At 70.6% G+C, this 25550-nt stretch carries 18 protein-coding genes; 9 read left to right on the top strand and 9 right to left on the bottom strand.

The genetic code is table 11. The features are described 5' to 3' along the window. Window positions 1–34: 34 nt before the first annotated feature. A complete protein-coding gene (locus ACZ3I4_RS01825) occupies window positions 35–2017 on the bottom strand; it encodes a glycosyl hydrolase family 28-related protein (RefSeq protein ID WP_465379943.1) in 1983 nt (660 codons plus the stop codon). A gap of 138 nt (window positions 2018–2155) precedes the next feature. On the opposite strand from ACZ3I4_RS01825, the gene ACZ3I4_RS01820 reads away from it, so the two are divergent. The 4 genes from ACZ3I4_RS01820 to ACZ3I4_RS01805 all read left to right on the top strand — a co-directional run bounded on the left by ACZ3I4_RS01820 (window position 2156) and on the right by ACZ3I4_RS01805 (window position 6185). Beyond that, complete coding sequence (locus ACZ3I4_RS01820; protein WP_465379942.1) at window positions 2156–2932, top strand: hypothetical protein; 777 nt, start codon at window positions 2156–2158, stop codon at window positions 2930–2932. 92 nt (window positions 2933–3024) lie between these two features. Next, entirely contained in the window at window positions 3025–4254 is a 1230-nt protein-coding gene (locus tag ACZ3I4_RS01815; protein WP_465379941.1) for a CehA/McbA family metallohydrolase, read from the top strand. Window positions 4255–4261: 7 nt separating this feature from the next. Then, window positions 4262–5482: an EAL and HDOD domain-containing protein gene (locus tag ACZ3I4_RS01810; RefSeq protein ID WP_465379940.1), complete on the top strand. Its 1221-nt coding sequence runs from the start codon at window positions 4262–4264 to the stop codon at window positions 5480–5482. 10 nt (window positions 5483–5492) lie between these two features. Continuing rightward, window positions 5493–6185 (top strand): SDR family NAD(P)-dependent oxidoreductase, encoded by a 693-nt coding sequence (locus ACZ3I4_RS01805; protein WP_465379939.1) that lies wholly within the window; start codon window positions 5493–5495, stop codon window positions 6183–6185. On the opposite strand, the gene ACZ3I4_RS01800 is transcribed toward ACZ3I4_RS01805, so the two are convergent. The 4 genes from ACZ3I4_RS01800 to ACZ3I4_RS01785 form a co-directional block, all read right to left on the bottom strand. Then, window positions 6066–7304 (bottom strand): RNA polymerase sigma factor, encoded by a 1239-nt coding sequence (locus ACZ3I4_RS01800; RefSeq protein WP_465379938.1) that lies wholly within the window; start codon window positions 7302–7304, stop codon window positions 6066–6068. The genes ACZ3I4_RS01805 and ACZ3I4_RS01800 overlap by 120 nt on opposite strands. A 1-nt stretch (window position 7305) precedes the next feature. After that, window positions 7306–7635: a YciI family protein gene (locus ACZ3I4_RS01795; protein ID WP_465379937.1), complete on the bottom strand. Its 330-nt coding sequence runs from the start codon at window positions 7633–7635 to the stop codon at window positions 7306–7308. A gap of 152 nt (window positions 7636–7787) precedes the next feature. After that, window positions 7788–8879 carry a LacI family DNA-binding transcriptional regulator gene (locus tag ACZ3I4_RS01790; RefSeq protein ID WP_465379936.1) on the bottom strand — a complete coding sequence of 364 codons (1092 nt, stop codon included), beginning with the start codon at window positions 8877–8879 and terminating at the stop codon, window positions 7788–7790. 305 nt (window positions 8880–9184) lie between these two features. Beyond that, on the bottom strand, window positions 9185–10669 hold the full coding sequence (locus ACZ3I4_RS01785) for a hypothetical protein (protein ID WP_465379935.1): 1485 nt from the start codon (window positions 10667–10669) through the stop codon (window positions 9185–9187). 411 nt (window positions 10670–11080) lie between these two features. Here ACZ3I4_RS01785 and ahcY point away from each other — a divergent pair, with 411 nt between their 5' ends. The 5 genes from ahcY to ACZ3I4_RS01760 are packed head-to-tail and all read left to right on the top strand — an operon-like array spanning window position 11081 to window position 16483. Then, window positions 11081–12556, top strand: a complete 1476-nt coding sequence (ahcY, locus tag ACZ3I4_RS01780; RefSeq protein ID WP_465379934.1) for an adenosylhomocysteinase — start codon at window positions 11081–11083, stop codon at window positions 12554–12556. Between the two features lie 56 nt (window positions 12557–12612). Continuing rightward, window positions 12613–14277 carry a Na+/H+ antiporter gene (locus ACZ3I4_RS01775; protein WP_465379933.1) on the top strand — a complete coding sequence of 555 codons (1665 nt, stop codon included), beginning with the start codon at window positions 12613–12615 and terminating at the stop codon, window positions 14275–14277. 57 nt (window positions 14278–14334) lie between these two features. Beyond that, a complete protein-coding gene (locus tag ACZ3I4_RS01770) occupies window positions 14335–14928 on the top strand; it encodes a hypothetical protein (RefSeq protein ID WP_465379932.1) in 594 nt (197 codons plus the stop codon). A 53-nt stretch (window positions 14929–14981) separates the two neighbouring features. Continuing rightward, complete coding sequence (locus ACZ3I4_RS01765; protein ID WP_465379931.1) at window positions 14982–15587, top strand: TetR/AcrR family transcriptional regulator; 606 nt, start codon at window positions 14982–14984, stop codon at window positions 15585–15587. Next, complete coding sequence (locus tag ACZ3I4_RS01760) at window positions 15584–16483, top strand: ABC transporter ATP-binding protein (protein ID WP_465379930.1); 900 nt, start codon at window positions 15584–15586, stop codon at window positions 16481–16483. Before ACZ3I4_RS01765 ends, ACZ3I4_RS01760 begins: the two co-directional genes overlap by 4 nt. On the opposite strand, the gene ACZ3I4_RS01755 is transcribed toward ACZ3I4_RS01760, so the two are convergent. The 4 genes from ACZ3I4_RS01755 to ACZ3I4_RS01740 form a co-directional block, all read right to left on the bottom strand. Next, the gene (locus tag ACZ3I4_RS01755; protein ID WP_465379929.1) at window positions 16480–19527 is read right to left on the bottom strand and encodes a M4 family metallopeptidase; all 3048 of its coding nucleotides are present in this window, start codon (window positions 19525–19527) and stop codon (window positions 16480–16482) included. The genes ACZ3I4_RS01760 and ACZ3I4_RS01755 overlap by 4 nt on opposite strands. A gap of 66 nt (window positions 19528–19593) precedes the next feature. Then, window positions 19594–22665 carry a M4 family metallopeptidase gene (locus tag ACZ3I4_RS01750; RefSeq protein ID WP_465379928.1) on the bottom strand — a complete coding sequence of 1024 codons (3072 nt, stop codon included), beginning with the start codon at window positions 22663–22665 and terminating at the stop codon, window positions 19594–19596. A 69-nt stretch (window positions 22666–22734) separates the two neighbouring features. Next, complete coding sequence (locus ACZ3I4_RS01745) at window positions 22735–23604, bottom strand: ABC transporter substrate-binding protein (protein ID WP_465379927.1); 870 nt, start codon at window positions 23602–23604, stop codon at window positions 22735–22737. After that, window positions 23601–25523, bottom strand: coding sequence for a putative bifunctional diguanylate cyclase/phosphodiesterase (locus ACZ3I4_RS01740; RefSeq protein WP_465379926.1), 1923 nt, complete (start codon window positions 25521–25523; stop codon window positions 23601–23603). The genes ACZ3I4_RS01745 and ACZ3I4_RS01740 overlap by 4 nt, the downstream gene beginning before the upstream one ends. Between the last annotated feature and the right edge of the window lie 27 nt (window positions 25524–25550).

Genomic DNA, 25550 nt, shown 5'->3' with positions numbered 1-25550 from the left:
CCGAATCGTGCGAGCGGGACGGCCGTAGCCGGGACTACCAGGGAGAGGGTGCGGGCGGGGCGACGACCGGCGGCCGGTCGTTACAGGTGATCGTGTTGGGGAGCATCCACGGGGCGAGCCAGCCGCCGCCGTTGCCGCCACGGTCGGTGACGGTGAACTCGGATCCGGCCGGGGTGAAGCCGAAGCTGCCGCAGTTGTTGACGCCGACCGCACCCACGTTGCGGGCGTCGACGTTCTCGAACGACGCGCCGCCGGCGACCCGGGCGCTGAGCACACTCGTACCGGCGCCGTCGATTCTGATGTCCTTGAAGTGGACGTCGGTGATCGAGTAGAGGTCCTTCACCGCCCAGTCGGAGACCAGCATGATCGCGTTGTACGTGCTGTCGAGGTAGTGGTCGCCGGTGACCTCGACGGTGGCGCCGATGCTCTTGTCGAGCGCGTAGAACCAGATCGCGCCCAGGCCGATGTTCCAGTTCAGTTCGAGCGTGCCCGCCCGTACGGTGGTGTTGTTCGTGATCTTCAAGGTGCCCGCGAACGACTCGGCGCCGAAGCGGGACCCGGCATGGATGGCGCTGCCCTCGCGGATCGGGTCGGCGATCAGGTTGTTCGAGACCGTGATGTCCTTGCCGCCGTAGATCGCGATGCCGTTGGCCAGCACTGGCGTCTGCACGGTGTTGCGGTCGAACGTGTTGCCGTCGTTCGTGGTCTTCTCGGCCCACATGGCCAGCGCGTCATCGCCGCTGTTGCGGATGAAGTTGTTGCGGGCGACCGACTTCGTGACGCCGGTGTGGAAGTTGAGGCCGTCGGCGATCTGGTCGACGATGATGTTGTTCTCGACCCGGGTGTTGCTCATCGGGCCGTCGAACCACAGCCCCACCTTGGTGTGCTGCAGATACAGGCCCTTGACGGTCGAGTCGCTCATCGCTCCGCCGACCGCGTTGACCTGATCCGTGTCGATTCTTTCCCGTACGTCACCCTGGATCGCGAATCCGGACAGGTGCACGTTGCGGCTGCCGCCGTCCTTGGCGTCCTTGCCGTAGAAGCCGACGCCGGTGTGGACCGAGCCGTCGGGCGCCGGGGTGCCCAGCGCGACCTCGCGGCCCTTGATGATCGTGTACCAGTTGCCGGCGCCCTCGATCGTCACGTCGTCGACCACGATGTGCCGGTTGACCTGGAAGACGCCCGGGGGCACGTACACCTTGAGCTTGGTCTTGCGGGCGAACGCGACAGCCTTGTCGAAGGCCGGGGCGGAGTCGCGCTTGCCGGTCGGGTCGGCGCCGAACGCGAGCACGTTGGCCGCGACCACATTGACGTACGGGAGTCCGACCAGTTCGGAGTCGAGCAGGTCGATGACCGTCCACGGCACGGCCGCCGACGCGGTCAGGCGCACCTTCTGCCCGGCCGCGAACGTGCGGCCCAGCAGCAGGCGCTGTTCGTCGTAGAAGTGGGCCGGCCGGAACGGCTTGCTGATCTCCGGCGCGGGCGTGGTCGCGGCCGGAACACAGGCGCACTCGGTGATCCACCAGTCCGGGTGCAGCAGACCGGCATTGGGGTCGTTGCTGAACGGGTACTGGTTGTAGAGCCACGAGTACTGCGAGGTCAGCGTCATCGCGCGGGACGTGTTGCCGGCCTTGACGGCGAGCGGCGCGGTCAGGCCGCCGCCGTTCGGGGCGTCCGGGATGCTGTAGCGCACGGTGATCGCGTTGGCCGCCTTGGGCAGCGTGAACTCGACGTACTGGCCCGGGGTGAGGCGTACGGCGGAGCGCCCGGAGGCCTCGGCGGGCAGCGTGTAGGCCGTGCGGTCGGGGCCGATCACCGCGCCGTCGGTGCGGGCGCGCTCGGCCTCCTGCTCGAGGAAAGACACGGAGGCGCCGCGGTCGGCCACCAGGGACGGGTCGAGCCCGGCCCGGGTGACCGTGGACGGGGTGGCGGCCTGGGCGGCGACGGCGGGGAGGAACGCGAGGGCGCTCAGGGCGGCGACGGCCACGGCGGCCGGCCGTCTCAGCTTTATCTGCATCGACGAGACTCTTTCTCGAGGGGAGCTTGCCCCGGCGGCGGGACGGGCGCCGGGCCGGGGGTGGAGTGACCATAAGATTGCTGTGACGTAGTCCACAAGGCTCGGTCCGAAGTTTTCGTTAGATTGCTCGGTGCTTACGTGCGACGCTCGTTTTCTTTCATCGCGGTCGTGCTGTTGCTCGCCGCTTGCAGCAAACCGGAGCAAGAGCCGGCCTGGTCCCGGATCGACCTGCCCGCCGACGGGCCGGTCGTGCTGAGCGACCTCGCCGACTGCGGCGGCCGGTGGTGGGTCGTGGGCGGGGTGCGGGCCACGGACGGCACGACCCGCCCGGCCGCCTGGACCGGCACCCCCTGGACCCCGGTCGTCTTCGCCCCGCTGGCGACTAGCTACTACGGGCCGCGTCAGCTGATCCGCAGCGTGGCCTGCGTGGACGGCCGGGTGGCGATGGTCGGGGCCACACCGGGCGGCGCCCACGGCAATCCCCGGGTCAGCACCTGGCGGCTGCGGGCGGACGGGCGGATGGCCGAGAACGCGGCGCCCTTCGAGACGTACGGGGGTGACGAGGCCATTGACGTGGGACCGATCGCCGCCGGGCCGGACGGGTTCGCGATCGCGGGCACCCGGACCACCGGGGCGGCGGCCTGGTTCTCCCCGGACGGCGCCACTTTCACGCTGAGCGAGTCGAACCAGGCCGGAACGTTCGCGACCGCTGTCACCGCCCGGCCCGGCGGAGGCTGGCTCCTCACCGGGACAGCGGCCGACCAGCAGCCCGCCGCGTGGACCGTCGCCCGGGGCCGCTGGACGGCCGGCGCGCCACCGGAAGCCTTCAGCAGCACTGAGCCGACCGCCACCCGCGGCACGACGGTGCTCAAGGTCGCGGACGGCAGCCTGTGGCAGACCACCGTTCCCGGCTGACCAACTGATCGGGCGACCTCATATGGGCAATACTGCGGCGGCGGTTGCGCGATTCGCCTGATCGCCGCCGGAGGCCTTGACATGCTCCTCGGGTGACCTCAGGCGACCACCATTCTCATGACCACGTCTCGCGGCGGTCCCTGCTGGCCGGCGCCGGCGGTCTGCTCATGCTGGCCGCCGCGCCGGGAACCGCGCGGGCGTCCGCCGCCCGGGGCGCCTCGCGCGTGTCCCGGATCAGCCGCGGCACCACGCTCGTGCACGCCGACCTGCACAATCACACCCTGCTGTCGGACGGGATGGGGGAACCCGAGCTGGCCTACGCGTCGATGCGGGCGGCCGGGCTGGACGTCGCCGCGCTCACCGACCACGCCACCGACTCGGGTTTCACCGGGATCACCACGGCCAAGTGGAAGCAGATCGGCGAGCTCACCGACCTGGCCCACCGGACCGGCGTCTACACGTCCCTGCGCGGGTTCGAGTGGTCGCACAACCACCTCGGCCACGTCAACGTGTGGGGCACCGACACCTTCCTCGGTGCGGGCGGCGTCGAGGACATGACGACCGTGTACGACTGGCTGATCGGCACCGAGGGCATCGCCAGTTTCAACCATCCGGGGCGTCAGCGGGAACGGTTCGACGAGTTCGCGTACGACGCCCGGGCCGCCCGGCAGATGGTCGCGCTCGAGATGTTCAACAACGAGGACGACTACCTCTTCGAGGGCTGGCCGATCTTCAGCTCACCGCTGGTGGCCTGCCTCAACGCGGGGTGGCGTACGGGCCTGACCGGGGTGGCCGACGAGCACGGGTTCGACTGGGGGCACGACGAGGGCAAGGGGCGTACGGGCCTCTGGGTCACCGAGAACTCGCGGGCCGGGGTGCTGGCCGCGATGCGGGCACGCCGGTTCTTTGCGAGCCGGGTGAGCGGCCTGCGCCTGGACGCCACGGCCGACCGCGTACGGATGGGGGGCCGCCTGCCGATCGCCCAGGGGGAGGTGACCTTCCGCGTCGATCTCGACGGCGGCCCCGAGTTCGCCGGCCGGCCGCTTTGTCTACAGGTGCTGCGGCCCGGCCGGGATGCCCCCGAGGCCGTCGAGGTGCGGCACCTGGAGGCGGGCAACGTTCTCAAGTTCACCGTGCCGCTGGACGTGCGGGACGGCGACTGGGTCGTCCTGCGGGTCTCGGACCCGACGCGCGACAACCCGTCGCCCGGCCCGGTGGGGCACGCGTGCAACGACTTCGGCCTGGCCTATTCCAGCCCGTGGTGGCTCACCGGCGGATCAACCCCGGGCAAAGCATCAACTCGCCACCGGTCCGGCCGATAGGCAGCCCGTGAGATCATCGGAGTCCGCGGACGGCACCAAGCTGGTGCATGTGGGTCGTCAGCCCATCTTCGATGTGCACGGTGAGGTCGTCGCCTACGAACTGCTCTTCCGGGGCAGCATGGAGGCGGTCGCGGCGGGACGTCAGGACACGTACGCCACCAGCACCGTCATGATCAACGCCTTCACCGAGTTCGGCATCCACGAGGTGGCCGGCGACCGGCTCTGCTTCATCAACCTGACCCGCGAATTCCTCTCGGGCGAGCTGGCGCTGCCGTTCGCGCCGACGCAGGTGGTGCTGGAGGTGCTGGAGACGGTCGAGATGGACGACGAGGTGGTCGCCGGGATCACCCGTCTCGCCGAGGCCGGCTACCGGATCGCCCTCGACGACTTCGTCTGGGGCGCCGGGCACGAGCAGCTGTTCGGCCTGGCCTCGTACGTGAAACTCGATCTTCTCGACGGCGACCTGAGCCACCTGGACGAGGTGGTCGCGGCCGTGCGGCAGTTCCCCAACATCCAGCTCGTGGCCGAACGGCTGGAAACCGCGGAACAGGTCGCGATAGCCGACCGCTACGGCATGGAACTGCGTCAGGGGTACGCCCTGAGCCGCCCCCAGGTGCTGACCGTGGCCAGCCTCTCCCCCTCGCGTCTGCGCCGCCTCGAACTGGTCACCGCGCTCAGCGCCCCGGAGACCGACATGCCGCGCATCGTCTCGATCATCGCGAGCGATCCGGCCCTGTCGCTGCGGGTGCTGCGGGCGAGCAACTCGGTCGCCGCCGGGCACGCCAACCGCGTTTCGTCCGTACGCCAGGCCGTGGTGATGGTCGGCCTCAAGCACATCCGGCAGTGGGCGATGCTGATGGTGCTGGACGACGTCGGCGGGGCCACCGAGGAACACATGATCGGCGTGCTCACCCGGGCCCGGCTCTGCGAGAACGTGGCGCAGTGGTTCGGGGCCGCCCCCGACGCGGCGTTCATGGCCGGCGTGATCACGGGGGTGGCGACCGTGCTGGGCATTCCGCCGGCCTCCATGACCGAGCAGTTCCCGCTGGCCCCGGCCGTGGCGGGCGCGCTCACCAACGGCAGCGGGCGGCTCGGGCAGGTGCTGCGGGCGGTCGACTCGTACGAGCGGGGCGAGCTGGGCACCTTCGACCTGGCGCCGCAATACATGGACGCCGTCCGGTGGTCGACACGGGCCCTCGACGCCTCCAACCGGCTGGCGGCAGCGTAGGTTCTGCCCGATGCATATTGCTGTGGTGACCGGCGCCGGCTCCGGGCTCGGCCGTTTCCTCGCGACCGGTCTCGCCGAGGACGGCGCTCACGTGATAGCCGCCGACCTGAATCTGGCGGCGGCCGAGGAGACCGCCCGGCTCTGCGGCGGCACGGCCGTACGCTGCGACGTCACCTCACCCGCGGACGCCGAGAACCTGATCGCCTGCGCGGTGGCGGCCGGTGGCCCGCACGTGCTGATCAACAACGCCGGCGGCTGGACCCCCGGCGCCCAGTTCCCCGAGGCCGAACCCGAAGCGTGGGGCCGCACGCTCGACCTCAACCTGCGCGCCCCCATGCACCTGACCCAGCTGGCCCTGGCCCCGATGGCCGGGCTGGGCGGTGGCGCGATCATCAACATCGCATCGTCGGCCGGGTCGGAGGAGGCCCCGTACGGCTCCCCCGAGTACGGCGCCGCGAAGGCCGGCCTGATCCGCTTCACCACCGCGATGGGCGACCCGGCCCGGATCGGCGGCACCCGCGTGACCTGCCTGGTGCCGAACTGGATCGGGCTCGACCGCGCGCACGCCGAACTGGCCGCCATGTCACCCGAGCAGCGGGCCCGGGCGGCGCCCCTCATTCCGCCCTCCAAGGTTGTCGCCGCGGCTCTGGGGCTGCTGCGGGCCGGGGCGGGCGGGACGGTCCTGGAGCTCGTCGGCGCGTGACAGCAGGGCGCGGCGTTCCGGTCCCTCCGGCGTGTTGCGGGCCGCCTCCCGGAACAGCGCCTCCGCGTTCTGCCGGTCGCCGGCCCGCGCCGTCAGGTCGGCCTCGACGGCGATCGCCATCGGATAGTTGCCCAGCTCGTCCCGGATCTCGGCGGTCAAGGTCAACCCCGCTTCCGGCCCGTACGCGTACCCGTGCGCCACAGCCCGGTTCAGTTTGACCACCGCGGTCGGCTGCACCCGGGCCAGCTCGTCGTACCAGAGCGCGATCGACCGCCAGTCCGTGTCGTCGGCCGCGTGACAGGCGGCGATCCGCGCCTGCAGGGCGTACGGGCCTTCGATGGGTGTCCGCAGCAGAATCTCGAGGGCCTCGGCGATGGCGGCGCGGTCCCACTTCGTGCGGTCCTGGCGGTCGAGCGTGACCAGCTCACCCTGCGCGTCTCGCCGGGCGTCCCGCCGCGAGTGCTGCAGCAGGAAGAGCGCCAGCAGCGAGGACACCTCCGATTCGGCCGGCATCAGCCGCACCAGCAGCCGGGCCAGCCGGATCGCCTCGTCCGCGATCAGCGGCTCGCCGTCGTACCCCCGGTTGAACAGCAGATAGAGCACCGCCAGCACGCCCGGCAGCCGCTCACCCAGAGCGTCACCCTCCGGCACCCGGTACGGGATTCGGGCCTGCGCGATCTTGGACTTGGCCCGGGTGAGGCGCCTGGTCATCGTGCCCTCGGAGACCAGAAAGGCCCGCGCGATGTCGGCCGTCGGCACCCCCGCCACCGTACGCAGGGTGAGCGCCACCCGGGCCTCCAGCGCGAGCGCCGGATGACAGCACGTGAAGATCAGCCGCAGGAGATCGTCCTTCGGCGCCGGCTCGTCCACTGGCATCTCCCGCAGTTTGCGCTGCTCGACGGCGGCGCGCCTCTGGTGGTCGAAGGCCCGGTTCCGGGCGACCGTCATCAGCCAGCCGCCCGGATTCTCCGGAACCCCGTCGCGCGGCCACCTTTCCAGCGCCGCGGCCAGCGCGTCCTGCGCGCAGTCCTCGGCCAGCGTCCAGTTCCCCGTCACCCCGATCAGGGTGGCGACGATCCGCCCCCAGTTCTCCTGGTGGGCCCGCACGACGGCGTCCATCTCAGAGTTCCGCGTACGGCCGCAGCTCGATCCGCCCGCCGTGAGCCATCGGATGCGCGGCCGCGACGGCGATGGCCTCGTCGAGGTCGGCACACTCGAGAATGTCGAAACCGACGATGACTTCCTTGGTCTCGGTGAACGGCCCATCGGTCAGCATCGTCTGACCACCCCGCACCCGTACGGTGGTGGCCGCGCTCGGCGGAGCCAGCACGCTCCCGGAAACCCGCCGTCCCGCGGCGTCGTTCTCAGCCACCCAGACTTCGATGTCCGGCACCTTGGTCTCGTCGGTCTCGGGCTCGGTGTCGGTGCAGACGAACATCATGTACTTCATCGCGGTCTCCTTCATCGACCAGATCAGCCTGTCACCTGCATGACGAACGGCCGTCCCCCGATCCGGACAGCCCACCGAATCTTTCCCGGACTTTTTTGGGCGCCCCCGCCCGGCGCTCTCGCTCACCGGCCGGCCTCTTTACTCACAGGTGCTCAGGCCGCCGGGATGTTCAACGGCGTAACCACCTGCACGCCGGCCGTGGAGGAACGCGCCGTTCCCGGCAGCGCTCCCCGGGCCTGCAGGATCGCCAGGCAGGCCAGCCTCAGATCAGCCCGCAGGTCGTGATGCAACACGGCGGAAAGCCGCCCGGACCGCAGAAGCTCCGCGTTGCCGCCGTCAAGTTCGTGAGCGACAAGAACGTCATAGTTCCGCCGTACGGCCGCAAACGCCGCGACCACATCCGCCGCGTCCCCGCCGCCCGGGCAGTAGACCGCGCGCACCGAAGGATTGGCCACAAGCACCCGCCGAACCGTTGCTGCTCCAGTCACCAGCAGCCGCCGGTTGGGCGCGCGCAACCGCAATTCAGCCCGAAAGCCCGCCACCCGCTCCCCCACCGCAGCCGCCGCCGGCCCATCCATGGCCGAACTGCCCCGCTGGGCCGGAATGCCTCCACCGCGGGCTTCAGCGTTGCTTCCCACACCCGCGGCCTCCCTGCCGCCCGCGAAGCGCCCGCCGGTCACGTCACTGCCGACCGTTGTTTCGTCGGCTACGACCAGTACGACGCCGGCGCGATCGGCCAGCCATTGCTCGACCAGGTAGGCCGCGGTCGCCCCGGCCTCGCGCTCATCGAGACCGACGTGCGCGACCCGCTTGCTGCCAGGCAGGTCAGAGCCCAGAGTCACAACGGGGATCTCTAGCCGTCCGACCGCTTCGACCAGTTCGGGTGTCTCGGCCGCCTGAAGAACCACTCCCTGCGACCGCGACCGAGCGACTTTGGCCAGCGCCGCAAGGGGTTCGGCCGCGGAGTGGAAACGGGGCCGGATCACCGCCGGACGCAACCCACCCAACTCGGCCCGAAGCGCAACCTCCACCCGCCCGCGGTCGTGCACCACCAGATCGACCGCAAACACCCGGCCCGGCAGCACACTCCCCGACTGCTGCCGGTCGAGCGCCGCGATGGCCTGATGCACCTCACGAACCGTGCTCTCCCGAACCCCGCCCCGCCCGTGCAGCACCCGGTCGACGGTGGCTTGGCTGAGCCCGGCCTGGGCGGCGATCTCGCGGATCCGATACGGATGCTTCACGCCCGCCAGCTCCTCACATCGAACCTCAAGCCCAACTACGCCGATTCATGCCTTTTCTCCCCTGTAAACCCACCACCACCCCCAGCCACCCAGGGCAGGACGGGGCGAACCTACGCCGGCGGGCAAGTTTCAGGGCGCGGTTATCCACAGGCTCGGCTAGTTATCCACAGGCACGGAGAACGCCTTGTTCGGGCGGTAGCGTCCTCGCATACGTCGGGATTCGGCCCCCTCGCTCGTACAGGATGAGGGGTTTCTGAGGTCTTATGGAAGGACTTTGATGTTTGGTCAGCCCATTGCGCGACTGGTCACGCGTCACCGTCGAGCAGGGCGGTCATGCGGCGGTGGTCGTCCGCCATGACGGCCAGGATGAGATGGCGCTGGGTGGCCGGCATCTCGGGGTTGTCCATCAGTTGATCGAGTTGGGCGCCCAGCTCCATGAGGCTTGGGCGCAGCTCGGCCACGGCCGGGGAGATGGCGACGGGGGCCGGAACGCCGTTGGGGGCGGCCGGAACGCCGTTCGGCACGCCGGGGACCCCGGTCGGGGCTGGGGCCTCGATGGCGGGCGTGCCGGCCGACTGACCGGGGATCCCGCCGAACTCGGAAGACGGGACGGCCTCCCGAGCTCCGGCCAGGAACTCCGACTGGTCGGAAACTCCAGCCTGGTACCCGGACGCGTCGGCACCGTCCGCCGGCGACCCGGACGGCTCAGAAGCGCCAGCCTGAGACGCGGACGGGCCAGAAGCGTCAGTCTGGGATCCGGACGGGCCAGAAGCATCAGCCTGGGACTCGGACGGGCCAGAAGCGCCAGTCTGGGACCCGGACGGGCCGGAAGCGCCAGCCCGAGATCCGGACGCGCCAGCGCCGCCAGCCGGAGACCCGGACGCCTCAGCAACGCCAGCCGGCGACCCGGCAGGGCCAGAAGCGCCGGCCTGGGACTCGGACACGCCATTCGACGAGTCGGAAGTGCCGGGCGACGACGTGGACGCGGTCGAAGGGTCGGAAGCGCTGAGTGACTCGGGTTCGGTGGTCGACGGCGAGGTGGACGAGTCGGGCTTCCGGGCGTGCTTGGGGCCGACAGCGCGCATCTCCACGGTGGGGGCGGCCACCGCCGACTGCTCTGTCTGCGCGCGCTCGGAACGAACGGAGGAGGTGGCGGGGGAGGCGGGAGATTGGGAACGCGCCCTGTCCAGGAGGTCGTTCAAGGTGTTGGTCAGCTCGGCGACTTCGCGCGGGCTCTTCACCTCGGGCAGCTGCTGGGCCGGGTCGGCCGGGTCGAGGTCTCGCGCGGCGGCCAGCAACCTCTGGAAGGGGCGCAGGACGAGTCCGGTCGCGAACCAGACTCCGGCCGCGCTCAAGACGGCGGCGAGCAGCACCAGCAGATCCACGACCAGCACGTTATCGGTGTGCTGCTCGGAAAGGTCGTCCAGGCTCACCAGAATTTGCAGTTGAGCGCCGGTCGGCAGGGTTTCGGCGAGGGAACGCCACTCGTCGTCGCCCGAGCTGACTGTGGAGTAGCCCTCTTTGGCGGGCAGCGGGAAGCCGGCCGAGGAGCCGACCTGTTTGAGCATCTCGCCGCCCTGGATGAGGCGGATCGCGTACGTGCCGTCGGTGGGCAGGGTGCCGTTTTTCTGCGCGGCGGCGCTCACCTGCTGGGCGCGGGCGGCGAGGACGCGGTCGAGGTCGGCGCGGTCGCGGTGGTCGATGCGCACGACTATGAGCAGCCCGGCGAGCGCGACCACGAGCGCGACGAGGGCGGTGACGGTCAGCGTCAGCTGGGTGCGAAGCCTCATGGCCGGGACGGGTTCCTCGAGACGTGCAGCGGGGCAGGGAGACGGCAAGACGTGCAGCGGGGCAGGGCGGCAGACAAGCAGCGTGGAGGCGAAAGCGACCAGGGGCGGTAAGGCGAAACGTGAAACAGGGGCGGAAGGCGAGGCTAGTGGAGCGAAGGGCGGCCGGGAAGAGACGGCGGGAGAAGCGGACCGAAGAGGCAGAAACAAAACGAGCGTGAACGGTGGGACGGAACGGGGCCGAAGAGTGGGATGGGTCCGCGCCTCCCGGTCGTACCGGTCCCGGTCTCGGGCTAAACTGGTACCTGCCCGCGTCGAGAGGCGCTGCGACGGAACCGGCTTCGGCTGGTCTCCGCCACGCTCGGTCCGGGTTTTGACCTCAAGGGCGCCTCCTGAGAGGGAGGAGACCCTCGAATGAGCACCGATCTTGCCAAAAGCCGCCTGACCTCTGTCAACGGGGTCGAGTTTGCGATCGCCGACATCTCGCTGGCCGAAGCGGGCCGGCACCAGCTGCGGCTCGCCGAGCATGAGATGCCGGGCCTGATGTCGCTGCGTTCGGAGTTCGGCGACAGCAAGCCGCTTGCGGGCGCCCGGATCGCCGGTTCGCTGCACATGACCGTGCAGACCGCCGTGCTGATCGAGACCCTGATCGCGCTGGGCGCGCAGGTTCGCTGGGTGTCCTGCAACATCTTCTCGACCCAGGACGAGGCGGCCGCCGCGGTCGTCGTCGGCCCCAACGGCTCGGTCGACCAGCCCGCCGGTGTCCCAGTGTTCGCCTGGAAGGGCGAGTCGCTGGAGGAGTACTGGTGGGCCACCATGCGGCTGTTCGACTTCGGTGACGGCGCCGGCCCGAACATGATTCTCGATGACGGCGGCGACGCGACCCTGCTCGTGCACAAGGGTGTCGAGTTCGAGGGGGCCGGCGCGGTTCCGCAGGCCACCGAGGACGACAACCACGAGTACCGGATCATCCTCGAGACGCTGCGCGCGAGCCTGGCCGAGGACCCGCAGCGGTTCACCCGCATCGCGGCGGAGATCCGGGGTGTGACCGAGGAGACGACCACCGGTGTGGCCCGGCTCTACAAGCTGGCCAAGGAGGGCACGCTCCTCTTCCCGGCGATCAACGTCAACGACGCGGTCACCAAGAGCAAGTTCGACAACAAGTACGGCATCCGGCACTCGCTGGTCGACGGTCTCAACCGGGCCACCGACGTGATGCTGGGCGGCAAGCTGGCCGTGGTCTGCGGCTACGGCGACGTCGGCAAGGGCGCGGCCGAGACGCTGCGCGGCCAGGGCGCCCGCGTGGTCGTCACCGAGATCGACCCGATCTGCGCGCTGCAGGCGGCGATGGACGGCATGCAGGTCGCGACGCTCGAGGATGTGATCGCGACCGGTGACATCTTCATCACCACGACCGGTGGCACCGACATCATCACCGCCGAGCACCTCGCGGCGATGAAGCACAACGCGATCGTCGGCAACGTCGGCCACTTCGACGACGAGATCGACATGGCCGGTCTGGCCAAGGTGCCGGGCATCGAGAAGGTCGAGATCAAGCCGCAGGTGCACGAGTGGCGCTTCCCGGACGGTCACTCCGTGATCGTGCTTTCCGAGGGCCGTCTGATGAACCTGGGCAACGCGACCGGTCACCCCAGCTTCGTGATGTCGAACTCGTTCACCAACCAGGTGATGGCGCAGATCGAGCTGTGGACCAAGCCGGGCGAGTACGAGAAGCAGGTGTTCGTTCTTCCGAAACATCTGGATGAGAAGGTGGCACGGCTGCACCTCGACGCTCTGGGTGTCCGCCTGACCACGCTCACCAAGAAGCAGGCGGAATACTTGGGGGTCGACATCGAGGGGCCCTACAAGCCCGAGCACTACCGCTACTGACAACTGCTTTCCCCGCCCGGCCCCATCGGTGGGGCGGGCGGGGAAAGATATTAAACGTGCACGTCGAAGAGTCCCTGTTCTTCATCCTGGCCGCCGTCGGCGTGATCGTGGCGCTCAGGGTGATCTCCGAGAAGACGGGGCTGCCGGCCGCCGCGCTGCTCACGATCGCGGGCATCACGTACGCGGTGCTGCCGGGGCCCAACGTCGAACTCGAACCCGAGCTGATCATGACGTACGTGATCCCGCCGTTGCTCTACAGCGCGGCGCTGGACGCGTCATTGCTCGACATCCGCCGTCACATGCGGACCGTGGTCAGTCTGTCGGTGCTGCTGGTGCTGGCGACCGCGCTACTCATCGGCGTCGGGATGAACCTGTGGGTGACCGGGGCGACGCTCGCGGCCGGTGTCGCGCTCGGCGCCGCCGTGGCCCCGCCCGACCCGGTCGCGGCGCTGGCGGTGGGCCGGCGCGCCGGGCTGCCACCCAAGCTGATCACCTTGATTCAGGGTGAGGGCCTGCTCAACGACGCGACCGCGCTGACCATCCTGACCGTGGCCATCGCGTCCACCGAGGGTGGCGGGTTCTCGTTCCCGGCCGCGACGCTCGAGTTCTTCGTGATGGCGGCGGGCGGTGTCGTCGCCGGTGTCGTGGTCGCGTACATCGTGCGTTTTCTGCGTCACCTGCGGCAGGACCCGCTGACCGCGAACGCGATCTCGCTGGCCACTCCGCTCGCGGCGTACGTGCTGGCCGAGTCGGTGCACGTCTCGGGCGTGCTCGCCGTCGTCATCGCCGGCCTGATCATCGGGCACGACTCGTCGCGGCACAGCGTGGCGGCCAGCCGGTTGCAGACCACCGCGGTCTGGCGGTTGGTCGACTTCCTGCTCGAGGGTCTGGTCTTCCTGCTGATCGGTCAGCAGTTGCCGACTGTGGTCGACGGGTTGAGCGAGTACAAGACCTCGACCGTCGTCATCGCCGTGGCGGTGACGGTGGGCGTGACCCTGCTTCTGCGCCCGCTGTGGCTGATCCTCACCCAGCTGCTGCCCCGGTCGCTGCACATGCGCCTCGGCGGCGACTCCGACCCGGTGGTCGACGACGAGGGCACGGGCGATCCGACCCGCGCCGAGCGGGCCCGCGAGAAGGCGCTCACCGGCAAGGAGGTGACCGCGCTGAGCTGGGCCGGCACCCGCGGTGTGATCAGCCTGGCCGCCATCTTCACGCTGCCGGCCACGGTTCCGCAGCGCGATCTGCTGCACTTCTGCGCGTTCGTGGTCGTGCTGGTGACGCTGCTCGGTCAGGGCCTGACGTTCGCGCCGCTGGTGCAGTGGCTGGGTCTGCGGGCCAACAAGACCGACGAGGCCCGCGAGCGCAACGAGGCCCGTTCGGCGTCGGTGCAGGCGGCGCTGGATCGGCTGGACGCGATTCAGGAGGAGAAGCACGACCACGTCGAAGACGTCGCCATCGAGCACATGCGTAAGCAGCTGGAGGTGCGGCTCGAGCGTTACCGCCGGCGCCTCGACATGCTCGAGAAGGCCGAGTCGGACGAGGTGCCGGTGTCGCCGCAGTACGAGGCGGCGCTGATGGTGCGACGCAAGGTGATCGAGGCGCAGCGCGAGGAGCTGCTGCGCTGGCGGGACGCCGGCAATCTCAACGACGAGGGCCTGCGGATCCTCGAGCGCGAGCTGGATCACGAGGAGAGGCTGCTTCCCGACCGGGGGCGGGCCTGACACAACTCTTACAAAGGGTTCGCACTGCCCTGACCGGCGGCCGGGATGCTCGGCGGCATGAGACGATTCCTCGCTCCTCTGCTGCTTTCCGGGGTTCTGCTGGCCGGCGGGGCGTGCGCCGCCCGGCCCGCGACGGCCGACACTCTGCTGGTCGCGGCCGACCAGCAGATGGGTGCCCTCGACGAGCCCGCCGACCTGGCCGATGACGCGCGCGTGGCCGGTTCGAAGCGGTCCGTCGCCGAACGCGTCGACCGCCGGCTGGCGGCCCTCAAACGTTTCGACGCGACGATCGAGAAGTCGAAGCACCTTCAGCCGGCGCACAAGGACGCGCTGGCCAAGCTGATCGACGACCAGATTCGCGGGCTGACCGCGCTGCGCGACAAGACGGGCCGGGACGCCGCCCGCAGCGTCGTGGCCGACTATCGCGTCTTCGTGCTGACCGGCCCCAAGGTGCGCCTGGCCGTGGCCATCGACGCCGAACTGGCGGTGGCCGGGAAGCGGGGTGCGGACGACGTCGCCAAGTCGCTGAACGGGCAGGTCGACGCGCTGCTGGCGATCAAGCCAGGCCCCGACGCGGCCGTGATCAAGAAGGAGCTGGAGCCGATCCGGGAGGCCGCCCGGAAGGCGCGAGCGGACCTGAAGACCAAGTAGCGCGGCGGGAAAGATGGCACATCCGCTATACGCGTGTGCAGTAGCTTACACATGTGAGTAGCGACCTGACCGCGCGTGCCCGCATCCGTGACGCGGCCATCGAGCTGTTCGCGGAGCGTGGCACCGAGGGCGCGACCATTCGTGAGATCGCGCAGCGGGCCGATGTCTCTTCCGGCCTGCTGCGCCACCATTTCGGCTCCAAGGAGGGCCTGCGCGACGCCTGCGACGAGTGGGCGCTCCACGAGCTGACCAAGCTCAGCGGCCGATTCACCGAGTTCTCCACGCTCGACGGGCTGACTCCGCAGGTGCGGCTTCTGCAGCGCTATCTGATCGGTTCCATTCTGGACGGCTCGCCCGCCGGCACCGCGCTGTTCGACCGCATGCTGGAGTACGGCGAGCAGTGGCTGGCCGACTCCGATCTCAAGGTGGAGGACCCGCGCGCCTTCATCGCCACGATCTCGGTGATGAAGATGTCCCTGTTCACCATGGGCGACCTGATGTCGCGGGCGCTCGGCGACGACGTCACCCAGCCCAAGGCGTGGGCCCGCATGCTCCGGGCCTCGCTCGATCTCTTCTCTCAGCCCCTCATCACCGAGGAGCAGGCCCTGCAGGCCCGGGCCGCCATCGACCGGCTCACCGCCGGAGAGGAAGCGTCATGACCGAGGCCATCGAAGCGACGGGGCTTGTCAAACGGTTCGGGCAGGTGACCGCCCTCGACGGGCTCGACCTGCACGTCCGTACGGGCGAGGTGCACGGTTTCCTCGGTCCCAACGGGGCCGGCAAGACCACCACGATCCGCATCCTGCTCGGGCTGATGCGGCACAACGGCGGGGAGGTCCGCCTGCTCGGCGGCAACCCGTGGTCCGAGGCGACCGCTCTGCACAAGCGCCTGGCCTATGTGCCGGGCGATGTCACGCTGTGGCCCTCGCTGACCGGCGGCGAGGTGATCGACCTGCTGGGCCGGCTGCGCGGCGGGCTCGACCCGGCCCGCCGGTCGGAGCTTCTCGAGCGTTTCCAGCTCGACCCGCGCAAGAAGGGCCGCACCTATTCCAAGGGCAACCGGCAGAAGGTCGCGCTGATCGCGGCGCTGGCGTCCGATGTGGAGCTGCTGATCCTGGACGAGCCCACCTCCGGCCTCGACCCGCTGATGGAGGAGGAGTTCCGCGAGGTCATCCTCGAGGAGAAGAGGCGCGGCGACCGTACTGTCCTGCTGTCCAGCCACATCCTGGCCGAGGTCGAGGTGCTCTGCGACCGGCTGACGATCATCCGCGACGGCCGTACGGTCGAGACCGGCACGCTGACCGACATGCGGCACCTGACCCGCACGACGATCCAGGCCGAGCTGGCCGGGCCGCCGGACGGGCTGGCCACCCTGGCCGGGGTGCACGACTTCCAGCTCGACCACGACCGGGTGCGGTTCGACGTCGACACCGACGCCCTCGAACCGGCGCTGCAGAAGCTCGTCCAGGTCGGCGTGCGGAGCCTGGTCAGCCAGCCGCCCTCGCTCGAGGAGCTGTTCCTGCGGCAATACGAGAAGGATGACCGGCGCCGCTAGCTCACCGTCAGTTTGAGGGCCGCGGTGAAGCCGTACGCGTTGGTGCCGCCGCCGCTGGCCACCACGCGCAGATTCCACGTGCCGCGGGCGAAGGCCCGGCCGATCGAATAGCTGCCGGCCGCCGTGATCGGGGCGCTCTGAATGGTCACCCACTCGTCGTCGGTGTAGCGCTGCAGGCTGGCCTGCACCCCGGACGTGGCCGGGCGGACCGTGCCGGTGAAGGTGACCGTCTTGTTGGCCGTCGTGGAGGTGGCGCTGGGGGTGACCGTGACGGCGTAGCGGACGGTGATCGTCGAAGTGGCCGAAGTCGCGGGCCACAAGCCGACCGTCGCGGGCGGATACGACACCCGGTAGGCCGTCGTCACGGTCGGGTTCACGGTGTGGCTCCACGCTCCCGTGGCATCCGCCGTGACCGTGGTGACGCGCGTCCAGGTGGTCGCCCCGGCCGGCTTCTGCTCGAGGTCGGCCGTGGCCCCCGCGACCGGTCCGGTGCCCGGGCGGGTGATCGTGCCGGTCAGCGTGACCGGGTTGGCGTAGCCGGCGATCAACGACAGCGGCGCCAGCGACAGCTCGGTCGGCGCCAGCGTCAGCGTCTTCTCGGGGCTGTCGGACCGGGGGCCCCGGGCGCGGATGCCGATCTCGTACGCCTTGGTCATGTCGAGACCGGTCAGGGTGACCGAGCGGGCCGTCGGGGGCAGCACCCGCTCCGAGCCGGGCGTGACCCGCACGACGTAGCCGGTGACCGCCGGGCTGCCGGCGACCGGGTCACCCCAGGTGACGTCCGCGGCGCCGTCGACGTCACCCGCGATGACGGCGGCCAGGCGCGGCATGGCCGGTGTCAGCGACGACGCGACGGTGAACGGCAGGTCGGCGGTCATCGTTTCGCCGTCGGGGTCGGTGGCGGTGTACCGGATCGTCCCGGCGCCCTCGGTGGTCGGCGTGCCCTTCACGGTCACGGCGACCATTCCGGGCAGGGGGTTGGCGGTCGTGGCGGTCAGGCCGGCGGGCAGCCCGGTGGTCTCGACGGTCGTTTCCTTCTCGCCGTCCACCCAGTAGTCCGCGCCGTCACTGAAGTTCACTTTGAACGAGACCTCGGCGCCGATGGTGAACGTCTGCGTGCCGGCCGGCAGCGAGATCACGGTCGGCGGGCCCTTGACGTACCAGGTCACCTGCTGGGCGGCGCTGTTGCCGTCCGGGTCGGTGGCATAGATCATGGTCAGCCAGCTGTTCTTGGTTCTCGGCGCGCCACCGATCACGCCCGCCCGGGTGAGCGTCACACCGGCCGGCAGGTTCGAGGCCGTCCAGGTGATCGTCTGTTCCTGCGGGTCCCGGCCGGTGAGCTGGTATTGCACCGGCGTGCCGATCCGGACGGGCGCGAACTGGATCGGGTCGATCACCGGGGCGGTCGACGACGGCGGCACGGTGCCCGAGCCGTCCACCCCCGCCGCGAGCCATGCCGCCTGCACCGCGGACCGCTCGGCGCTGTCCGCGCCGTACAGGTCACCCGCCGCCTGCAGCGTGGCCTGACGCGCACCGGCGAAATCGGTGCTGGACACCATGTACGTGGTCAGCGCGCGATACCAGATCGCCCCGGCCGCGTCGTTGCCGATCCCGGTCACCGGGGCTGCACCGCCGCACGGGGTGCTGCTGCCCCACCGGCTCGTGCCGCTGCCCACGGCCAGGCTGTAGAAGAACTTGTTGGCCACCCCGGACGAGTAGTGCACGTCCAGGTCCTTGACCGACGGGTTCCAGCACGAGACCGCCCGCGAGTTACGGCTCGGCTGGTCCATCCAGCGCAGCGGCTCGGGGCCGGTCATCTCGCCGATCAGGTAGTCGGGCTCGTCGGCCGGGTTGTTCGCGGCGAACTCGGCCAGCGTGCCGAAGATGTCGCTGGTGGCCTCGTTGAGCGCGCCCGACTCGCCGTCATAGACCAGGTCGGCGGTGCGGAAGGTGATCCCGTGCGTCATCTCGTGCGCGACGATGTCGAGCGACGTGAACGGCTTGCTGCTCCCGTCACCGTCGCCGAACATGACGCACGAGCAGAGGTCGCTCCAGGACGCGTTGGCCCGGTTGACGTCCTGGTGGGCGTACGCGGTGATGCCCTTGCCGTCGCCACCGATTCCCGCCCGGCCGAACGCATCCTCGAAGTAGTCCCAGGCCCGGGCCATGCCGTAGTGCACGTCGGCGCCCGCCGTCGCCCGGTCCGCCATGGTGCCGTCGCCCCACACGTCGTCGGCGTCGGTGAACGCCTTGGAGCCGGCCACCGTGGGGATTCCGATGCTGTTCAGCGCGTCCCGGGTCGTGCCGCCGCCCCGGTCCGGGTCGGTCAAGTCGAAAGAGCCTTCCCCCGTACGCGTGGTGGAAAGCTTGACGTCACCGTTGTGCAGCCCGTGGCCGGTCGCGTTGTCGGCCGTGTGCACCAGCTCGAACGTGCGCCGCACCCGGCCCGTGGCCGCGTCGACGACCACGACGAGCTGGTTGGCGACGGTCACCTCCCAGGCCAGCGCCGGCTCGCCCGCGTGGGCGTCGACGACCAGCCGCGCGGTGGCCGTCCCGTCGAGCCGCTTCTTGGCCGTGGCGATCGCGGCCCGCTGGGAGATCGCGGGGGTGCGGCTGACGTCGACGGCGGCGTCCTGAGCCACGGTGGCCCCGGTGAATCTGCCCGCGCCGGTGGTGTGCACGACGAAGTCCCCGCCCAGCACGTCCAAGCCGTTCCAGGTGCGGTCGAAACGCACATGCCGGGCACCGCTCTTGTCGACCACCACATCGCGGGCCTGATACTTCTCCCCCGCCGCGGCCCGCACGACCTTCTTGTTGCCCTGAACGGTTCGGCGCGCGGACTCGACGAGGGCGGGTTTGGCGGCCGGCGGGGTGGACCGGCCGGCCTCGACCGGCTTGCGCGACGGCTCGGACGTGGCCGCGAGCGCCTCAGGTGCCGACGGTTTCGACGGTGCGGACACCGCGGCATAGGTGCCCGCGCCGATCAGCGCCGCCGCGGCCACCGTCGCGACAATCCCCCGAGCGTGGCTGCGCCTGACCGTCATGTATCAGTTCCCCCGTCGATATTGATGACCGCGAAACAATAGACGATCAGGCCGGACCGCGGGTGCCTAGCTGACCGTCAGCCTGAGGGCCGGGGTGAAGCCGTACGCGTTGGTGCCGCCGCCGCTGGCCACCACCCGCAGGTTCCACGTGCCGCGAGCGAAGGCCCGGCTGATCGAATAGCTGCCGGCCGCCGTGATCGGCGCACTCTGGATGGTCACCCACTCACCGCTGTCGGTGTAACGCTGCAGGCTGGCCTGCACTCCCGACGTGGCCGGACGGACCGTGCCGGTGAAGGTGACCGTCTTGTTGACCGTCGTCGAAGTGGTGCTGGGCGTGACCGTGACGGCGTAGCGCACCGTGATCGTCGACGTGGCCGAGATCGCGGGCCACCGGCCGAGACGGGAAGGCAAGTAGCGCACCCGGTACGCCGTCGTCACGGTCGGGTTCACCGTGTGGCTCCACGCCCCCGCCGCATTGGCCGTGACCGCTGTGACCCGTGTCCAGGTGGTCGCCCCGGCCGCCTTCTGCTCCAGATAGGAGCCGCCGTTCACATCCGGGCCGGTGATCGTGCCGGTCAGTGCGACGGGGTTGGCGTAACCGGCGATCAGCGACAGCGGCGCCAGGGTGAGCTGGGTGGGATCCGGCTCCAGTTTCAGCGTCTTCTCGGGGCTGTCGGCCCCGTTGCCGCGGGCCCGGACACCGATCTCGTACGTCTTGGTCATGTCCAGACCGGTCAGGCTGAGCAGACGAGCGGTGGCCGGCAGCACCTGCTCCGAGCCGGGCGTGACCCGCACGACGTAGCCGGTGACCGGCGCGCTGCCGGTGACCGGGTCGGCCCAGGTGACAATCGCGTTGCCGTCGGTCCCGCTGGGGGTCACATAGATGACGGGCGCCGCGGGAGGCAGCGGCGCTTCGACGGTGTACGGCAGGTTGACGGTCGTCGTCTCGCCCTCGGGGTCGGTCGCGGTGAACCGGATGGTCCCGCTGCCCACCGTGGTCGGCGTGCCCTTGACGGTCACGGTGGTCAGCGTGTCGGCGGGGTCGTTGCTGATCGCGGCGGTCAGGCCGGCGGGCAGTCCGGCGGTCTCCACGGTCACCCACCGGCGCTGGTCCAGGAAGAAGTCGGGGTAGTCCTCGAAGTTGGCCTTGAACGAGACCTCCGTGCCGATGTTGAAGGTCTTCGAGGCGGGCAGCGGCAGCGCCAGTTCCGGCGGCCCCTTGATGTACCAGAGCGGCGCCGTCCGGCTGGTCTGGTTACCGTCCGGGTCGGTTGCCTTGACCTGGACCGACAACCGGACCTTCTTCGTCGGCACGCCGCTGATCAGGCCGGCCGGGGTGATGGTCAGGCCCTCCGGCAGGTCCGTCGCCGTCCACAGGATGGTCTGTCCCTGCGGGTCGCGGCCGGTCAGCTGGTGCTGCACCGGTGTGCCGATGTGTCCCGTCGCGAACTGGATCGGGTCGATCTCGGGTGCGGTGGACGACGGCGGCACGGTGCCCGAGCCGTCGACTCCGACGGCCAGCCACGCGGCCTGCACCGCGGACCGCTCGGCGCTGTCCGCGCCGTACAGATCGCCGGCCGCCTGCAGCGTGGCCTGACGGGCACCGGCGAAATCGGTGCTGGAGACCATGTACGTGGTCAGCGCGCGATACCAGATCGCCGCGGCCGCCTCGTTGCCGATTCCGGTCACCGGAGCCGCACCGCCACACGGGGTGCTGCTGCCCCACCGCGTCGTGCCGCTGCCCACGGCCAGGTTGTAGAAGAACTTGTTGGCGATGCCGGACGATCGGTGAACGTCCAGGTCCTTGATCGACGGACTCCAGCACGACACCGACGTCCCGTTCCGGGTGGGCTCGTCCATCCGGCGCAGAGATTCCGGGCCGGTCATCTCGCCGACCAGATAGTCGGGCTCGTCGGCCGGGTTGTTCGCGGCGAATTCGACCAGCGTGCCGAAGATGTCACTGGTGGCCTCGTTGAGCCCGCCCGACTCGCCCTCGTAGACCAGGTCGGCGGTCCGGAAGGTGACCCCGTGCGCCATCTCGTGCCCGACGACGTCGAGCGACGTGAACGGCTTGCGGCTGCCGTCACCGTCGCCGAACACCATGCACGAGCAGTAGTCGCTCCAACCCGCGTTGGCCTTGTTGACGTCATGGTGGGCGTACGCGACGACGCCCTTGCCGTCGCCGTTGACCCCGGCCCGGCCGAACGTGCTCTTGAAGTAGTCCCACGCCTCGGCCATGCCGTAGTGCACGTCGGCGCCCGCGGTGGCCCGGTCGGCCATGGTGCCGTCGCCCCACACGTCGTCGGCGTCCACGAACGCCTTCGAGCTGGCCGCCGTGGGAATCTCCGCGTCGTTCAGCGCGTCCCGGGTCGTGCCGCCGCCCCGGTCCGGGTCGATCAGTTCAAAGGAGCCTTCCCCCGTACGCGTGGTGGAGAGCTTGACGTCACCGTTGTGCAGCCCGTGCCCGGTCGCGGTGTCGGCCGCCTTGACCAGGTCGTACGTGCGCCGCACGCGGCCCGTGGTGGCGTCCACGACCACGAGGAGGTGCCGAGCGACCGTCACCTCCCAGGCCAGCGCCGGCTCGCCCGCGTGGGCGTCGACGACCAGCCGCGCGGTGGCCGGGCCGCTGAGCCGCTTCTTGGCCGTGGCGATCGCGCCGCGCTTCGGCACCTCAGGCGTACGGGAGACCTTGACCGCGGCGTCCTGGGCCACGGTGGCTCCGGCGAACTTGCCCGCGCCGGTGGTGTGCACGACGAAGTCACCGCCGAGCACGTCGAGGCCGTTCCAGGTGCGGTCGAAACGCACGTGCCGGGCGCCGCTCTTGTCGACCACGACATCGCGGGCCTGATATTTCTCTCCCGCGGCGGCGTGCACGACCTTCTTGTTGCCTTGGGCGGTTCGAAGCGCGGCCTCGACGAGGGCGGGCTTGGCGGCCGGCGGCGTGGATCGGCCGGCCTCGACCGGCTTACGCGACGGCGGCTCGGTGGCGGCCGCCGAGGGCGCCGGACCGGCCGCGACCGTTTCGGAACCGGAGGGGCCGGACGGCGAGGACACCGCCGCATAGGTTCCCGCGCCGATCAGGGCGACCGCGGCCACTGTCGCGATGATTCCCCGGGCATGGCTGCGCCTGACCGTCATTAATTTGTCCCCCGTCAATATTGATGACGGCGAAACGATAGACGATCCGGCCGATTCCCGCGTACCGGGTCAGACGACGCCGGTGGCGATGGCGCCGTCGGCGATGCCCCAGCGCTGCAGGAGCTCGGTGTAGACGCCGGTGCGGACCAGCTCGTCGAAGGCGGCCTGGACGGCGTCGCGCAGGGCCGGATCGCCCTTGGCGAAGGCCATCCCGAACGTGCCCGGCTCGTACTGGATGTTGGAGGCCAGCTGATAGAAGGCCTTGGTCCGGGCGTCGGAGGCCAGGTAGGCGGCGGGCGGGAAGTCGTTGAGCACGGCGCCCGCGCGGCCGGTGCGCAGCTCGACCAGGGCGTCGGCGTTCGTCTTGTAGAGCTTGATCGTCATCGGGTTGGCGCCGCAGGCCCGCTGGGACCGCTCGAGCAGGCCGGCCTGCACGGTGCCGCGCTCCGTCGACACGACCAGGCCGCACAGCGACCGGAAACCGGTGACCCCCTTGGGGTTGCCGCGCTGCACGATGATCGCCGTGCCGGTCGCGAAGTAGTCGACGAAGTCGGCCTTCTTGCGCCGCTCGGCGGTGTTGTTCATCGAGGACAGCACGCCGTCGTACTGGCCGGCCGCCATGTCGTCGAGCGCGGTGTGGAAATCGCCCTGCACCATCTCGGTCTCGATGCCCAGCACCGAGCCGAGCGCGCTGGCCAGGTCGGGTGAGAAGCCGATGATCGTCCGGCCGTCGGCCGCGAACTGCTCCATCGGCGCGTAGCTGGCGTCGGTCATGAACCGGATCGTCCCGCGGGCCCGGATGCCCTCCGGCAGGCTCTCGTGCAGCGCCTGGTTGACCCGGATACCCCCGTCGGCCGGCGGCGAGGCGGCGGTGCCGTCCGGCGCGGCGCATCCGGTCACGGCGGCCAGCAGGACGGCGGCGAACAGGGCACGCTTCACGAGGCGGCTCCGGTGATCTCGTATGTTCCAATCTCGGCCCAGGGAACCGGGCGCGAGTACAGATAGCCCTGGGCCTCGTCGCAGCCGGCCCGGCGCAGCCAGTCGGCCACCTCGGCCGTCTCGATGCCCTCGGCGGTGACGCGGCTGCCGAGGCCGTGGGCCAGGGCGATGACGGCGCGGACGATGGCCTGGCTCGCCGGGGCGTCGAGAACGTCACGGACGAACGTACGGTCGATCTTGACCTCGGCGATGGGCAGGCCGCGCAGCTGCGACAGGCTGGTGTAACCGGTGCCGAAGTCGTCGACCGAGATGCCGATCCCGCGGGCGGTCAGGTCGACCACGGCCTGCCCGGTGCATCGGGTGTCGGCGGCCAGCGCGGTCTCGGTGACCTCGAGCAGCAGCCGGCCGGGGGCCGTGCCGTGCGCGGCGAGCAGGCCGGTGACGAAGTCGGCGAAGCCGGGCTTCTCGAGGTTGCGGGCCGAGACGTTCACCGACACCGCCCACGCGCGGCCGGTGGCCGTCCAGACGGCCTGGTCGGCCAGCGCCCGGGTCAGCACCCACGCGGTCAGCGGCTCGATCAGCCCGGACTGCTCGGCCGCGGGCAGGAACTCCGACGGCGGCAGCAGGCCGCGCTGCGGGTGCTGCCAGCGCACCAGCGCCTCGACCGCGACGATCTCGCCCGAACGCAGGTCGATCTTGGGCTGGTAGTGCAGCACCAGCTCGTCGCGGGCCAGCGCGTGCCGCAGCTCGGCCTGCACCACCAGCCACTGGGTCGGGTGCGCCATGTCCTCACCGGCGTAGACCACGATGTCGGCCGAGCCGCGCTTGCCGTGATACATCGCGGCGTCGGCCCGGCGCAGCAGTTCCTCGGTCTCGTGGCCGTGCTCGGGATAGAGGGCGACGCCGAAGCTGGCCTCGATGCTCAGCGGCACGCCGTCGAGGACGACCTCGGTGGCGAGCGCGGCGCTCAGCTCGCCGAGCAGCCGGCGGACCGTGGCCGCGTCGCTGCGCGGCAGGATCAGCGCGAACTCGTCGCCGCCGAGCCGGGCCAGGGTGTCGGCCGGCCGCAGCCCGGCCCGCAGCCGGTCGGCCACGACCGCGAGCAGCTCGTCGCCGGCGTGGTGGCCGAGGGTGTCGTTGACCTCCTTGAACCGGTCGAGGTCGACGAGCACGATCGCGCCCGGCTCGCCGTCCTGGGCGACGGCCTCGCGCGCCCGCTCGTGGAACGCGGCCCGGTTCGGCAGCCCGGTCAGGGCGTCGTGCAGCGCCTCGTGCGCCTGCTGCTGTGCGTAACGGCGCAGCGAGCGGGTGGTCGACCAGGAGATCAGGCCGAGCACCAGATAGAGCAGTCCCAGGCCGGCGCCCAGGCGCCAGTAGGTGACGGTGGTCTGTTCGTGCAGGCGGGCGGCGATCTGCTGGTACGGCAGATACAGCTCGAGCACGCCGACGGACTGGCCCGAGGCGCTGGCCACGATCGGCTGCAGCACCCGGATGACCTGGCCGCCGGGCGCCCCGGGCTCGGTCAGCGCGGTGACCTCGGTGTGCCCGTCGGCGGCCGAGCGGAACGCGGGGTCGTGGATCGAGACGCCACCGGCGGTCCGGCCGTCGTCCGAGAAGACCACCTGACCGTTGAAGCCGCGGACCCGCAGGCGCAGCACGGAGTCGTTGTAGATGGCCAGGTCGGTGGCGCGCTGCAGCCGGTCCCGCTGCTCGGCGGTCAGGCCCTCGCTCAGGACGGCCTCGTCCAGCGCGGGCGCGACGGCCATCTCGGCGATCACGGCGGCCTGGGCGCGGCCCTGGTCCTGCCCCCAGCGGACGGCGTCCTCGGCGGTGCCGTGCAGCATCACCGCACCGAGCGCCCCGATCGGGACGAGACTGGCCACCGCGTACGCCGCGAACAGGCGCGCGCTCGTCCGCACACCCGTCCTGGTCCTCGCACGTCGCCA

The sequence above is a fragment of the Actinoplanes sp. NPDC021490 genome (assembly GCF_055562135.1).
The sequence above is the reverse complement of the archived record's forward strand: the minus strand, read 5'-3'. Positions and strand labels throughout refer to the sequence as shown.

Excerpts from the sequence above, each read along its gene's own strand:
- ACZ3I4_RS01825 (WP_465379943.1), bottom strand. The coding sequence starts at position 2,017 with ATGCAGATAAAGCTGAGACGGCCGGCCGCCGTGGCCGTCGCCGCCCTG.
- ACZ3I4_RS01805 (WP_465379939.1), top strand. The coding sequence starts at position 5,493 with ATGCATATTGCTGTGGTGACCGGCGCCGGCTCCGGGCTCGGCCGTTTC.
- ACZ3I4_RS01800 (WP_465379938.1), bottom strand. The coding sequence starts at position 7,304 with ATGGACGCCGTCGTGCGGGCCCACCAGGAGAACTGGGGGCGGATCGTC.
- ACZ3I4_RS01795 (WP_465379937.1), bottom strand. The coding sequence starts at position 7,635 with ATGAAGTACATGATGTTCGTCTGCACCGACACCGAGCCCGAGACCGAC.
- ACZ3I4_RS01785 (WP_465379935.1), bottom strand. The coding sequence starts at position 10,669 with ATGAGGCTTCGCACCCAGCTGACGCTGACCGTCACCGCCCTCGTCGCG.
- ahcY (WP_465379934.1), top strand. The coding sequence starts at position 11,081 with ATGAGCACCGATCTTGCCAAAAGCCGCCTGACCTCTGTCAACGGGGTC.
- ACZ3I4_RS01770 (WP_465379932.1), top strand. The coding sequence starts at position 14,335 with ATGAGACGATTCCTCGCTCCTCTGCTGCTTTCCGGGGTTCTGCTGGCC.
- ACZ3I4_RS01760 (WP_465379930.1), top strand. The coding sequence starts at position 15,584 with ATGACCGAGGCCATCGAAGCGACGGGGCTTGTCAAACGGTTCGGGCAG.
- ACZ3I4_RS01755 (WP_465379929.1), bottom strand. The coding sequence starts at position 19,527 with ATGACGGTCAGGCGCAGCCACGCTCGGGGGATTGTCGCGACGGTGGCC.
- ACZ3I4_RS01750 (WP_465379928.1), bottom strand. The coding sequence starts at position 22,665 with ATGACGGTCAGGCGCAGCCATGCCCGGGGAATCATCGCGACAGTGGCC.